At 61.6% G+C, this 12,223-nt stretch carries 10 protein-coding genes; 4 read left to right on the forward strand and 6 right to left on the reverse strand.

Going from position 1 to position 12,223, the window contains the following annotated elements:
- Positions 1 to 41 precede the first annotated feature (41 nt).
- Positions 42 to 956 carry a DNA-binding transcriptional activator PunR gene (punR, locus tag E1K68_RS08700; RefSeq protein ID WP_034135117.1) on the reverse strand — a complete coding sequence of 305 codons (915 nt, stop codon included), beginning with the start codon at positions 954 to 956 and terminating at the stop codon, positions 42 to 44.
- Positions 957 to 1,078: 122 nt separating this feature from the next.
- Between punR and punC the strand changes: the two genes are divergently transcribed.
- Complete coding sequence (gene punC / locus E1K68_RS08705) at positions 1,079 to 2,263, forward strand: purine nucleoside transporter PunC (protein WP_034135118.1); 1,185 nt, start codon at positions 1,079 to 1,081, stop codon at positions 2,261 to 2,263.
- 126 nt (positions 2,264 to 2,389) lie between these two features.
- Here punC and E1K68_RS08710 read toward each other — a convergent pair whose 3' ends face one another.
- Entirely contained in the window at positions 2,390 to 3,223 is an 834-nt protein-coding gene (locus tag E1K68_RS08710) for a nucleoside-binding protein (RefSeq protein ID WP_192001962.1), read from the reverse strand.
- 157 nt (positions 3,224 to 3,380) lie between these two features.
- On the opposite strand from E1K68_RS08710, the gene E1K68_RS08715 reads away from it, so the two are divergent.
- Positions 3,381 to 4,883: a nucleobase:cation symporter-2 family protein gene (locus E1K68_RS08715; protein WP_003189745.1), complete on the forward strand. Its 1,503-nt coding sequence runs from the start codon at positions 3,381 to 3,383 to the stop codon at positions 4,881 to 4,883.
- A 122-nt stretch (positions 4,884 to 5,005) separates the two neighbouring features.
- On the opposite strand, the gene E1K68_RS08720 is transcribed toward E1K68_RS08715, so the two are convergent.
- Genes E1K68_RS08720 through pvdM form a run of 3 tightly spaced genes read right to left on the reverse strand, consistent with a single transcriptional unit; the run spans position 5,006 to position 8,544 of the window.
- Positions 5,006 to 5,878: a formylglycine-generating enzyme family protein gene (locus tag E1K68_RS08720; protein ID WP_003191929.1), complete on the reverse strand. Its 873-nt coding sequence runs from the start codon at positions 5,876 to 5,878 to the stop codon at positions 5,006 to 5,008.
- A 29-nt stretch (positions 5,879 to 5,907) separates the two neighbouring features.
- On the reverse strand, positions 5,908 to 7,176 hold the full coding sequence (locus tag E1K68_RS08725) for an aminotransferase class V-fold PLP-dependent enzyme (protein ID WP_192002943.1): 1,269 nt from the start codon (positions 7,174 to 7,176) through the stop codon (positions 5,908 to 5,910).
- An 18-nt stretch (positions 7,177 to 7,194) separates the two neighbouring features.
- Positions 7,195 to 8,544, reverse strand: coding sequence for a pyoverdine-tailoring dipeptidase-like protein PvdM (pvdM, locus tag E1K68_RS08730; RefSeq protein WP_212613965.1), 1,350 nt, complete (start codon positions 8,542 to 8,544; stop codon positions 7,195 to 7,197).
- A 142-nt stretch (positions 8,545 to 8,686) separates the two neighbouring features.
- Here pvdM and E1K68_RS08735 point away from each other — a divergent pair, with 142 nt between their 5' ends.
- Positions 8,687 to 10,315: a hypothetical protein gene (locus tag E1K68_RS08735; protein ID WP_003191924.1), complete on the forward strand. Its 1,629-nt coding sequence runs from the start codon at positions 8,687 to 8,689 to the stop codon at positions 10,313 to 10,315.
- 9 nt (positions 10,316 to 10,324) lie between these two features.
- Here the strand turns inward: E1K68_RS08735 and E1K68_RS08740 are convergent, their stop codons facing one another.
- Positions 10,325 to 10,867, reverse strand: a complete 543-nt coding sequence (locus E1K68_RS08740) for a thioesterase family protein (RefSeq protein WP_212613966.1) — start codon at positions 10,865 to 10,867, stop codon at positions 10,325 to 10,327.
- 109 nt (positions 10,868 to 10,976) lie between these two features.
- Here E1K68_RS08740 and E1K68_RS08745 point away from each other — a divergent pair, with 109 nt between their 5' ends.
- Positions 10,977 to 11,933 carry a helix-turn-helix domain-containing protein gene (locus E1K68_RS08745; protein WP_212613967.1) on the forward strand — a complete coding sequence of 319 codons (957 nt, stop codon included), beginning with the start codon at positions 10,977 to 10,979 and terminating at the stop codon, positions 11,931 to 11,933.
- Positions 11,934 to 12,223 lie beyond the last annotated feature (290 nt).

The raw sequence follows: 12,223 nt of genomic DNA on the forward strand, positions 1-12,223 counted from the left end.
GAGCGTCCAGGGCAGCATTCCCACGCGGAGCGTGGGAACGATCAGAGGGAGGGGCCATTCAGCCATTCCTGGTTCATGGTTTCGGTATCCCCCAAGTACTCCAACAACCACGCCATGGCCGGCGACAGCTTGTTCTGCGCCCACGCCACACACGACGGGCTGGCCGGAAATGGCCGGCTCAACTGCAGCGCCACCAAGTCCCCGCGCTCGATCCATGGCAATACCTGATGGGCCGGTGCCATCCCCACACACAGGCCATCGCGCAGGCAATCCAGGGCCGACGCCCAGTTGGGCACCACCAGGCGGCGCTGGTTATCCAGGGTCCAGGTGTCGCGTTTGGGCAGGTTGCGCGAGGTGTCGGTCATGCACAGCGAGGCAAAGGGGCGCAGTTGGTCATCACTGAGCAAACCTTGCACCGCCGTCAGCGGGTGCCGGGCGCTGACCACGCACAGCCAGTTCAACAGGCCCATGTCGCGGAAGCTGAAGTGGCTGGCCACCGGCACCGCGCTGGTGGCGCCGATCACGATGTCGGTGCGTTCATCCGCCAGTGCATCCCACACGCCGTTGTACACCTCGTATTCGAGCAGCAATTCCACTTCGGGAAACTGCCGATAAAAGTCGAGCACCAACTGCCGGCAGCGCTGGGGTTTGACGATGGAATCCACGGCCACCTTCAACTGGCCGCTCCAGCCATTGGCCACCTGCTGGCACAGGCGTCGGGTGCCGAGCATTTTTTTCATCACGCCGCGGGCTTCGTCGATGAATAAACGCCCGGCGGGGGTCAGTTCCACGTCGCGATGCCGGCGCACAAACAGCGGCACGGCCAGCCATTCTTCGAGCTGGCGTACGGTGTAACTGATGGCCGAGGGGACGCGGTGCAGTTCCTGGGCAGCGGCGCTGAAGCTGCCGTGACGGGCGACGGCGTCGACCACATCCAGGGAATATTCCGACCACATGGGCGCTGCCTTCAAAATTATTGATGAGAATGTCCAATTATTATCGCTTCACACAGATATTGTCAGCTTCATAATGGGCGCCAGTCAGCAAATAGTTTGATGGCAGTATCTACAAGGCTTCGATGAAAAATTCTTTTGGTTTTACCTGGTACCTGGCGGGGCTGAGCATGCTCGGTTATCTGGGCATGGACATGTACTTGCCGGCGTTTGGCGCCATGGGCGAGCAGTTGAATATCGGTGCTGGCGCGGTGGGCGCCAGCTTGAGTATTTTCCTTGCAGGCTTTGCAGTGGGGCAGTTGCTGTGGGGGCCGCTCTCGGACCGCCTGGGGCGCAAGCCCATCCTGCTCGCGGGCCTGAGCCTGTTTGTGCTCGGCTGCCTGGGCATGTTCTGGGTCGAAACCGCGCCGCAACTGTTGGCCCTGCGCTTTATGCAAGCGATTGGCGTGTGTGCCGCCGCCGTGAGCTGGCAGGCGCTGGTGATTGACCGCTACCCGGCCGACAAGGCCCACCGCGTCTTCGCCAGCATTATGCCGTTGATGTCGCTGTCTCCGGCCTTGGCACCGCTGTTGGGTGCCATGGTGCTGAATCACTTTGGCTGGCAGGCGATCTTCGGCGTGTTGCTGGTGGTGTCGTTGTTGCTGCTGGTGCCGACGTTGTTCCTGCGCAACATGCCCAAGCGTTCGGAGCACAAGGGCAGCCCGGTGCGCCTGGGGTATGGGCAATTGCTCACCTCACGGGTGTTTACCGGCAATGTGATGATCTTTGCCGCCTGTTCGGCCAGCTTTTTCGCTTGGCTGACCGCCTCGCCGTTCATTCTCGGTGGCATGGGCTACAGCCCGAATGACATCGGCCTCAGCTACGTATTGCCGACCCTGGCGTTTCTCGTCGGCGGCTACAGTTGCCGCAGCGCCTTGCAGCGCCTGTCGGGTAAAACCCTGTTGCCGTGGTTGCTGGTCGCCTATTGCTTGAGCATGGTGGCGTTGTACCTGGTGGCCACCTTGAGTGTGCCGACCCTGACCACCTTGTTGATCCCGTTCTGCCTGATGGCGCTGTGCAACGGCGCCAGCTACCCGATTGTGGTGGCAAATGCGCTGATGCCCTTTGCGGAAAATTCCGGCAAGGCGGCGGCTCTGCAAAATACCCTGCAGTTGGGCCTGTGCTTCCTGGCCAGCCTGTTGGTGTCGTCGATGATCGAGCAACCGCTGTTGATTACGGTGATTGTGATGCTGGCGACGGCGCCGTTGGCGGTATTGGGGTATTGGCTGGCACGGCCGAAGGGCAATTCTTCCGAACTGGCCAGCGCCTGAGCTGACAATGCGATCAAACTGTAGGAGCTGGCTTGCCTGCGATAGCAGTGTATCAGTGCCAGATGGGCTAACTGACAGGCCGCTATCGCAGGCAAGCCAGCTCCCACATTTTTTGCGTATCTTCAGTTAGAACGTCACTTCCATGTTCAGCGTAGGCGTTGAGGTGCGGCTGCCGCGCCCACCGTCCACCCCGAACTTGTTATGCCAGTACTCATAGCCCACTCCTAAATACAGGTTCGGCTTGACGCTTTTACCCGGTCGCACCGCCACCATCAGCGCTGTACGCATCAGCGCTTCCGCTGCGGTATCGCGGCCATGGTAATCCTCGCCTTTCTCTCCGACGTAGTTAATGAACCCCTGAAATTTCGCTGCATGGTTGCCAACCTCGAACGGGCGCATCCACGTCAGGTTAAGCATGTAGGTGTCGTCGAAGGTGTGGTTCGACTCTTGCGCGCCAGGGATGCCGGTGTGGTTCTTTTCCTTGTAGTACATCAGGCTGAGGTCCAGCACGCCGACAGTGTTGAACTTCAACGTAGGGCCAATCACCAGGGCGCGCTTCTTGGCGGAAGCGAAGTTGTTGTTGCGGTTGGCGTCGAAGCCCAAGGTCAGCGCGTAATCCTTGATCAGCCCCGTGCCCTGCGGCACGTCGAACACGCGTGAGGCATACAGCTGATGCCGGTACACGGCGTACACCTCGCTGCCACCGTGGTCGGTGCCCTTGCGCGGGTCGCTGCTGTCGGACAGGAACACATCGAGGTTGAGGAAATTGCTGCCGTAACGGTAGCCGCTGGCGTGGGTAAAGCTGTAGATGCGCTTGCTGAAGTCGTCGGGGTTGTTCGGGTTGGTGAAGTGCTGCCCGTAGCGAAACCCGACGCTGTTGTTCATCCACTCCACCGCAACAGCCTCCCCGCCGCCGAGAAGGGTTAGTGCGACGGTGGCGCCCTGTAGTGCCTTTTTCATTCTTTTTGTCCTTTGGCGTTCTGGCTCGTGACGGCCGGATTGTTTTTGTAACGCCGTTGGAGGGTATCTTGTTCGATTGATTGTATACAACTCTATGGACATACAGTCTGAACATTGCATACAGTGAGCGCACAACAAAAACAGAGAACCCCTCACCATGACTATCCCGAAGGCGTCACCGCAGCGGCCCGAAGATGAAAATCTGGGCGTTGCCGCCAACATGGCTTACGGCCTGCAGCATGTGCTCACCATGTATGGCGGCATCGTCGCCGTACCGTTGATCGTCGGCCAGGCCGCCGGGTTGTCGCCGGCGGATATCGGCCTGCTGATCGCTGCATCGCTGTTTGCCGGTGGCCTGGCCACGCTGTTGCAAACCCTGGGCCTGCCGTTCTTCGGCTGTCAGTTGCCGCTGGTGCAGGGCGTGTCGTTTGCAGGTGTGGCGACCATGGTGGCGATTGTCGGCAGCGACGGTGCCGGTGGCGTACCAGCGATTCTCGGCGCGGTGATGGCCGCGTCCTTTATCGGCTTGTTGATCACCCCGGTGTTCTCAAGGATCACCAAGTTTTTCCCGCCGCTGGTGACGGGCATTGTGATTACCACCATCGGCCTGACCCTGATGCCGGTAGCAGCGCGCTGGGCCATGGGCGGCAACAGCCGGGCGGCGGATTTTGGCAGCATGTCCAACATCGGCCTGGCCGCGCTGACCCTGGTGCTGGTGCTGCTGCTGAGCAAGATCGGCAGCGCAACCATCTCTCGCCTGTCGATCCTGCTAGCCATGGTGATCGGCACGGTGATTGCGGTGCTGCTCGGCATGGCGGACTTCTCCGGTGTGATGCAGGGGCCGATGTTCGGCTTCCCTGCGCCGTTCCACTTCGGCATGCCCACCTTCCATGTGGCGGCGATTATTTCCATGTGCATCGTGGTGATGGTGACGCTGGTGGAAACCTCGGCGGACATCCTGGCGGTGGGCGAGATCATCGATACCAAGGTCGACTCCAAGCGCCTGGGCAACGGCTTGCGTGCCGACATGCTGTCGAGCATGTTCGCGCCGATCTTCGGTTCGTTCACCCAGAGCGCATTCGCCCAGAACGTCGGCCTGGTGGCGGTGACTGGGGTCAAGAGCCGGTTCGTAGTGGCTACCGGCGGGGTGTTCCTGGTGGTGCTCGGCCTGTTGCCATTTATGGGGCGGGTGATCGCGGCCGTGCCCACCTCTGTGTTGGGTGGCGCCGGGATTGTGTTGTTCGGCACGGTGGCGGCCAGCGGGATTCGCACGCTGTCCAAGGTGGATTATCGCAACAACATGAACCTGATCATCGTTGCCACGTCTATCGGCTTCGGCATGATCCCCATCGCCGCGCCGAGCTTCTACGATCAGTTTCCAAGCTGGTTCGCGACCATCTTCCACTCGGGCATCAGCTCGTCGGCGATCATGGCGATTCTGCTGAACCTGGCGTTCAACCACTTCACCGCCGGCAACTCCGACCAGCAGTCAGTGTTCGTGGCGGGGACTGAGCGTAGCTTGTGCTTTCGCGACGTGGCCGCGTTGCGCGATGGCGATTACTACCGGGGAGGGAAGTTGTTTGATGCAGAGGGCAAGGAAATTCCCTTGGTAGCAGATACCTCAAAGAAAGCCGCAAAACCCGAAACCACTGAGGTTTAAACAGGTAGGAGCGAGCTTGCTCGCGAAAAACGTCAACGATGACGCGTGCTTCCTGAATAAACGCGGCGTCTATGAGTTTTTCGCGAGCAAGAACTAGGCGTCCCCGTCGCTCCTACAAGGTATTAAAGCTCGCGTACTACCCGGAACCCAATCCAATCCCCGCGCGTTTGCGGGTAGATGTTGTTGCGATTGCCCGAGCGTGAAAACACCGGTGCCTCGCCCCAGTCATTGCCGCGAATCTGGTAGGCCTCGCAGTTGGGCTCCACCCAGGCACTGCCATCCGTTGGCGCGCCGACGTAGTTGGGGTGCTCGCAATCAGCCACCCGCTCATACACGTTGCCGTGCATGTCATACATGCCAAACGCATTCGGTGGGTAGCTGCCCACGGGCGACGAATAGCTGTAGCCGTCCGCCGGGCCGTAGGTGTTGGCGTGCTGGGCGATGCTGTAGCCCTTGCCTTCGTCGAACGGGAAGGGGAACGGGCCGGTGGTGCCGGCTCGGGCAGCGTATTCACGCTGGGCTTCGCTGACCATGTGGTAGGTGTGCCCGGTCTTCTTCGACAGCCAGCTCACGTACTGCTTGATGTCGTCCATGTCCATGCACACCGCCGGCTGACGTGGCCCCTGGGGGTAGCGCGGCTTGCTGGCGATGCATTCGCGGCCGGGGCGGTCGTCGCCATTGGCGATCTTGACTCCGGTCTGGCGCACGTAGCTGTCCCATTCGCCGGCGGTGATGTGGAAGCGGCTCATGGCGAACGGCTTGGCGAAGGTCACCTCATGCATCGGGCCTTCGTCGGGCTCGCGGCCCACTTCGTCTTCCGGGGTACCCATGGTGAAGGTGCCGGCGGGCAGCACCACCATTTCCGGGCAGTCCTTGCAGTCTTTGAAGACCTTGCCCGGTTGTGGGGCGGCGGCATGGGCCAGGCCGGGCAGCAGGGCGCCGCACAGGGCGGTGAGTGCCAGTGCGGTGAGCGGTTTGAGTCGGGATGGCGTCATGGAGGCGTCTCGTTCAAAGGGAAAAGGGGTCATAACCGCTGGCTCAGCAGGGTCATGAAGCGCTGGATCTCATCGGAGTTGTTAAGCAGGCCCGGCGAGGTGCGAATCACCGGGCCAACGTCACGCTCCACCGCGTCCACCACCACGCGGTTTTTCATCAGGTAGGCCGCGACGGCGTCGCTGTCCTGGTTCTTGACCCGGAAGAAGGTGAAACCTGCTGACAGCTCGGGGCTGCGCGGGGTGACCAATTCGATCTGCGAGTGAGCCAGCAGTTGGTCCTTGAGTTCAGTGTTGAGGGCATGGATACGTGCCTGCACCGATGCCTTGCCCAGTTGCAGGTGCAACTTGAAGGCTTCATCGGCGGCCCAGCGATGTTCGAAGGCGTGGTAGCCACCGGGCGTCATGGTCGTGGCGAAGTCCTTGTCTTCGGAGAAGGTCGGAATCATCGGTGTGACGTATTTGTTTTCGGTCTCGCGGGCGCACACCAGGCCGGTGCCGCGCGGGCCGAACATCCACTTGTGGGTGCCGGCGATGAAGAAGTCGCAGTGCATATCGGGGAAGTCGAGGTCTTCCACGCCGAAGCCGTGCACGCCATCGACGATATAGAGCAGGCGATCTGGCTCGTCACGGTTGCGATTGTGTTCGTCCACCAGCTTGCCGATCTCACCGATGGGCAGTTTCACGCCGCTGCCGGACTGCACCCAGGTCATGCCCAGCACGCGGGTGTTGGGGCGAATGTTGCGCTGGATGTTGCCCAGCACTTCATCGGCCGAGACCTGATTGGGGGTTTTGAACAGGCGTATTTTACGTACCTGGGTCCGCTCCTTGCGCACCCTGAAATCCAGGCTGAACGCGGTGGCGTAGTGCTCATGCACCGTGGTGAGGATTTCCTGGTCGGCGCGCACCTTGATCCCACCATAGATCATCGCCAGCCCTTCGGATGTGCTGCCGGTGAGGGCGATCTGCGCCGGTTTGGCGTTCAGGTAACGGCCGGCCCACTCGCGTACCTGGCCTTCACGCTTCCAGGTTTCCTGCAAGTCCCAGTCCATGGCCAGGCCGGGGTTACGGTCGATCTGCTGGCGGTAGCGCTCGATGGCCTCGCGCACGGGCCTTGGGTGCGAGGCCACTAGGAAGTTGGAAAAGTGCAGGTAGCTCGGGTCCTGGTTGAACAGCTGTTTCAATCCCGTCCATGGGTCGTTCGTAACGGCGGCCACTGCCTGAGGCAGCAACGCGGTGCCCAGCGGCAGGCTCGCAGCAAAGACGCCGGCCTGCTTGAGAAATGTACGGCGGTCGGTCATGGACTTACTTCATGGTAGTTAGCGATTGGCCAATGGCTTGGCGGATTTTTGTACCTGCTCCCACACCCGCAGGAAGTTGCCTCCCCACAGTTTGGCGATATCGGCTTCGGAGTAGCCGCGTTGGATCAGTTCGGCGGTGACGTTGCGCACCTCGCCGACGTTCTCCCAGCCCTGGAGGCCGCCGCCGTCGTTGAAGTCCGAGGCAATACCGACATGATCGATGCCGATCTTGCGCACGGTGTAGTCGATGGCGTCGCCCAGGTCCTTGAGGGTGGCCTTGGGTTCTTCCTCGAGGATGCCGTACAGCGCGCTGGCGTACTGGCCGAAGCGTTGCTCGGGCCAGGCGGCAATGATCGCGTCGCCGGGCATCAGAGCCATGGCCAGATTGGGCAGTGGCGGCAGGTCGAAGCGTGCGCGCAGGGCGTTGAGCTTGTCCTGGGTCGGCTGGCTCAAGGGCCGCAGGTAGGCGGGGAAGCCCACCACTTGCACCACGCCGCCGCTGTTCTTGATCAGTTGCAGTTCCTTGTCACTGAGGTTGCGCGGGATGTCCACCGATGCCCGTGGCGCCGAGTGGGACGCCACCATCGGCGTACGGCTCAACTGCGCGACTTGTTCCAGGGCCTTGGTCGACATCTGCGACACGTCGATGATCACCCCCAGGTCATTGAGGCGATGCACCGCTTGCTGGCCGATAGGCGACAGGCCCTCAAGGGCATCAGTGGAGTCATTGAAGAACGGCAGCGGGCGCGACGAGTCGGACCAGGCGTTATTGCCGATGTAGCTGAACCCGAACATGCGCATGCCGCGTGCGGCCCACAGGTCCAGCTGGTTCAGGTCGTTGCCCAGGGGGTAGGCGTTGAGCATGCTGATAAAAATCGCGAACTTGCCTTCGCCGTGCAGGCGTCGCATATCGTCCGGGGTATAGGCGATGCCCACCTGGTTGGGAAAGTCACGCACCATGCCGGAGATGATCTTGTAGCGCACCTCCTGTTCGTGGCGGGCCTCCTCGACAAAACCATCGGTGGGCTTGTGCGGGGCGTTGGCGCCGTTCCAGATTTCCGGCCAGCCGAATATCGTCAGCGCGGCGCCCGACAATCGCCCGCGGGCAGCCTTGGCCAGGTCGAACTGGCCGCTGCCATCCTTGTCGGCCTCGTTGCCCGCCTTGCCGAAATCCAGGGGCAGGGTGATGTGGCTGTCGAATGACAACAGGCGATCCTGCATTTCATTGGCCTGCTTGATCACCTCCAGCGGGTAGCCGGCGTTGCCCTTGAACCACTGATCCCAGACCAGCAAGCCCGCCCCGGCGCCGATAGCCAGGGCCAGCGGCAGGCCGATATACAGCGCCTTTTTCGAACGTGATTTTGTCATTGCCATCTCAGTCAGTTGAGGCCTTTGCTATCAGGGAAGAACGAGCGATGGCGGGGGAAATTTAGGTGGCGGGGGCAGGGCGGTAAATTTCGTCGGGCTGCAAACGTTCTAGCTCTGATCAAGCCGTTTCCTAAGGTAGCCAATGACAATCTCTCGACGTGGGTTCATCGCAGGCCTGGCGCTGACCGGTGCAGCCGTGCCCGCGGCCTTTTATGCCCATCGCGAGTTGACACGGGAAGAAGCGTTTCCCATCACCCCCGGCGAAGCCACGGTCGACCTCGCCGACACCCAGGGCCAGCACCTGGCGAACACACTGCGGGGTGTTTGGAGCCTGCGCCTGGAAGGTCGCGATGCGGGCCTTGCGGGCCTGCCGCAGCAAGGCCTGGAGTTGCTGCTCGACATCGCCCCCCGTGGCCGTGGCCTGCGAGGGTACCTGGACACCGCCGAGCAATTGCGCGCCGACGGCGAGCCGCGCTACCGCGTCTTGGGCGACCTACTGACGGGCGAGGGCGCCGTGCTCTATTGGCGCTTGATCGACCGTGATTCCGACGGCGGCGCGCCGGCCTATGAATTCAAGATGACCCTGGATGAAGTCTGGGCCGATTTCGGCAATGCCGGCAGCGCCACGCTCAGCGGGCACATCCTCGACCTTGAGCGGCCCCTGGCGTTGACCGAACGCGACAACCGTTTTATCGCCCACAAACAACTGTTCCCCGAAGCCCGCCAGCGCATCGGCCTCAACCCGACCTTGCTGGCCTGGCTGATTTCTCCCGAACACCGCCTGTTTCACCAACTCTGGCACGCCACCCGCGACCAGTGGCACAAGCTCTCCGAAGAAAAACGCGAAGCCCTGCGCGGCATCGGCTGGCAGCCCGGGCCCCGCGGCCAGGAGCGCGATGCCCGCGGCAAGCGCAAGGACCGCAATGGTTCGGGCATCGACTTCTTTTTCATGCACCGCCACATGCTCGGCACCGCACGTTCCATGCAGGACTTGCCGTCCTGGCCGCAATTCCCCGAGCCGCAACCGCCGTTGGAGCGCGATCGCCTGGGATTTGTGCGCTACTTCGACAACCACGACGGTTTCGCGCTGCCGCCCTGTTGGTCGGCGCCGGATGACGCCGACTACACCCAGTGGGTCAGCGATATCAAGGCGGCCGAGACCTACCACAGCAACTTTCAGGTGTGGGAATCCCAGTACCGCGATCCGCGCTACCTGGCCAAGTTGAGCCTGGGCCAACTGGGCTCGGAAATGGAACTGGGCCTGCACGATTGGCTGCATATGCGCTGGGCCTCGGTGCCCCGCGACCCGTCCAACGGCGCCCCGGTCCCCTTCGCCCGTGACCCCGCAGACTTTGCCGCGCGTTGGTATGCGCCGGAGAACGACTTTCTGGGCGACCCGTTTTCATCCCATGTAAACCCGGTGTTCTGGCATTTCCATGGCTGGATAGATGACCGCATCGAAGACTGGTTTCGCGCCCACGAGCGCTTCAACCCAGGTGAGGTGAGCCGACTGGAAGTCAACGGCGTGGCCTGGTTCGCGCCAGGCCGCTGGGTCGAAGTAGGCGACCCTTGGCTGGGACCGGACACCCACGGCTGCAGCACCACACCGGGGCTGCAGCAGGGGCGCTCGATGGAGATGGACCCGGAGATCATGAAGCTGGCCCTGCGCATTACTTTCGGCGCCGATGAAGAGCTGCTCAAAGGGTTGTTCAAGCGCGTGCCACAGCGGCCATGGTATGCACGGCATTTGAAGGTCAAGCGCGAGGCTTAGCAGGCGTTTTTAAACCTGCTCCTCCCCGCGCAATTGCGCACTCATTTCATCGCAACTGTGTGCCCAGTCGCTCAACCATTGCGGCAGCGGCGGCGAGGTGTCGTCCAAGCCCAGCTCGCGGATAAATTCGGCCGGGGGCAGTGTGCCCTTGGCAGAGCGAAACAGCCCGCGCATCACCACCACGCCAACCACCCGCCCATTGCTGACGAAGCGGTGCTCCATCAGGTTCCACTTGTGGTCCCAGCCGAGAATGCGGGTGTGCACGTCGAATGCCTCGAACAGCTTCAATTCCCGACGGAACTTGCCCCAGGTATCGCCGACTATCGGCATGGCCTTGTGGCGCAGTGCCACGCGAAAGGCGCCGGTGCGCAGCACAAAATCCATGCGCGCCACGTCGGCCAGGGTGAAATATCGGCCATTGGTGACATGCCGGTTCAGGTCCAGGTCCAGCGGCCAGACCCGCATGCGCACCACCGTGGTGGCCAGGCCGTGAACCGGTTTGCGCCAGGGGCGGCGCAACAGCATGTGCAGTAATCGAAACCAGAGATTCATAAAGACGCCAGACAGTTGATCAATGGCCGCACTGTACGGGGGCGGAATCGGCTAAGGTAGATGCGTAAATGACTTATTACATGCGAAAAGTGCAAGCTGGAGTTTTTACATGCATGTCACCTTGCTCCTGGCGGATCAGTGTTCCGCTGCCAGTGCCACCCTGGCCATGGAAATGCTCAGTGCGGCCAATCTGTTTGCTCAAAGCCCACCCTTCGAGGTGACGCTCGCGTCTCTGGACGGCCACCCGGTGACGGTATGGGGTGGGCAATGCCTGCAGGTGCACGGTTCACTGGCGCAGATCGCGCACACCGACCTGGTGCTGATTCCCGGGTTTCTCTTTACCCTCAAGGAAGCCCTGCCGACGTTCGCCGCCTACGGCGCTTGGTTGCGTGAGCAGCATGGACAGGGCGCCGTGTTGGCTTCGATGTGCACGGCGGCGTTCATGCTGGCCGAGACGGGGTTATTGCACGGCTTGCGTGCGACGACTCACTGGGCATTTGCCGGGTTCTTCCGGCGTCGGTATGCCCAGGTCGGCCTGGATGAGGGGCAGATCCTCTGCGAAGACAATCGCCTGATCACCTGCGGGGGCGCTACGGCGGCGATGGACTTGATGCTGCATCTGATCCGCCGTTTCGGCTCGCCGGAGCTGGCTCATACCTGCGGCAAGTACTTGCTGATCGATGCTGGGCGCACTGAGCAGTCGGCCTACGCGATGTGGTCGCTGCCCAAGAGCCACGGTGATGCGCAGATCCTGCGTGTGCAGCATTGGTTGGAGCAGCACTTTGCGCAGTCATTGGTGATCGACGAGGTTGCCCAGCGCTTTGGCTTTGGGGTGCGTAATTTCAAGCGGCGCTTCAAGGAAGCCACGGGGTGTACGCCGATTGGTTATCTGCAGAGCCTGCGTCTGGAGCGTGCCAAGCAGATGCTTGAGTCGACACGGATGACGCTCGATAGCATTACGTATGCGGTGGGTTATGAGGACAGTAATTCGTTTAGGCGGTTGTTTCAGCAGCGGGTGGGGATGCTGCCGGCGGCGTATCGCAAGAAGTTTCTGACTGCCCCGTGATCCAAATGTGGAAGCTGGCTTGCCTGCGATGACGGCCTGCCAGCCGACCCATATCTACCTGAAACCCCACGATCCAACTGTGGGAGCTGGCTTGCCTGCGAAGACGGCCTGACAGCCAACACATTTGGACAGTGTATATATCCACTCCTTCGGTAACGGCCGCCTAGGGTTCCGCCCTGACGGCGGCTCACTTTCGAAAAGCCGGAATGCCGGCCCAGACAAAAGTAAGCAAAGCGCTCTTGCCCCACCACTCGGCACCTCGCTTAGGCTCGGTGTGCCCGTAATCCGCC

It is taken from the genome of Pseudomonas sp. B2021 (assembly GCF_018135665.1).
In the GTDB taxonomy this organism is placed as follows: domain Bacteria; phylum Pseudomonadota; class Gammaproteobacteria; order Pseudomonadales; family Pseudomonadaceae; genus Aquipseudomonas; species Aquipseudomonas lactis.

Coding starts and splice junctions, on each gene's coding strand:
- punC (WP_034135118.1), top strand. CDS start 1,079: ATGAAAAATTCTTTTGGTTTTACCTGGTACCTGGCGGGGCTGAGCATG.
- E1K68_RS08735 (WP_003191924.1), top strand. CDS start 8,687: ATGACAATCTCTCGACGTGGGTTCATCGCAGGCCTGGCGCTGACCGGT.
- E1K68_RS08715 (WP_003189745.1), top strand. CDS start 3,381: ATGACTATCCCGAAGGCGTCACCGCAGCGGCCCGAAGATGAAAATCTG.
- E1K68_RS08720 (WP_003191929.1), bottom strand. CDS start 5,878: ATGACGCCATCCCGACTCAAACCGCTCACCGCACTGGCACTCACCGCC.
- E1K68_RS08725 (WP_192002943.1), bottom strand. CDS start 7,176: ATGACCGACCGCCGTACATTTCTCAAGCAGGCCGGCGTCTTTGCTGCG.
- pvdM (WP_212613965.1), bottom strand. CDS start 8,544: ATGACAAAATCACGTTCGAAAAAGGCGCTGTATATCGGCCTGCCGCTG.
- E1K68_RS08740 (WP_212613966.1), bottom strand. CDS start 10,867: ATGAATCTCTGGTTTCGATTACTGCACATGCTGTTGCGCCGCCCCTGG.
- E1K68_RS08710 (WP_192001962.1), bottom strand. CDS start 3,223: ATGAAAAAGGCACTACAGGGCGCCACCGTCGCACTAACCCTTCTCGGC.
- punR (WP_034135117.1), bottom strand. CDS start 956: ATGTGGTCGGAATATTCCCTGGATGTGGTCGACGCCGTCGCCCGTCAC.
- E1K68_RS08745 (WP_212613967.1), top strand. CDS start 10,977: ATGCATGTCACCTTGCTCCTGGCGGATCAGTGTTCCGCTGCCAGTGCC.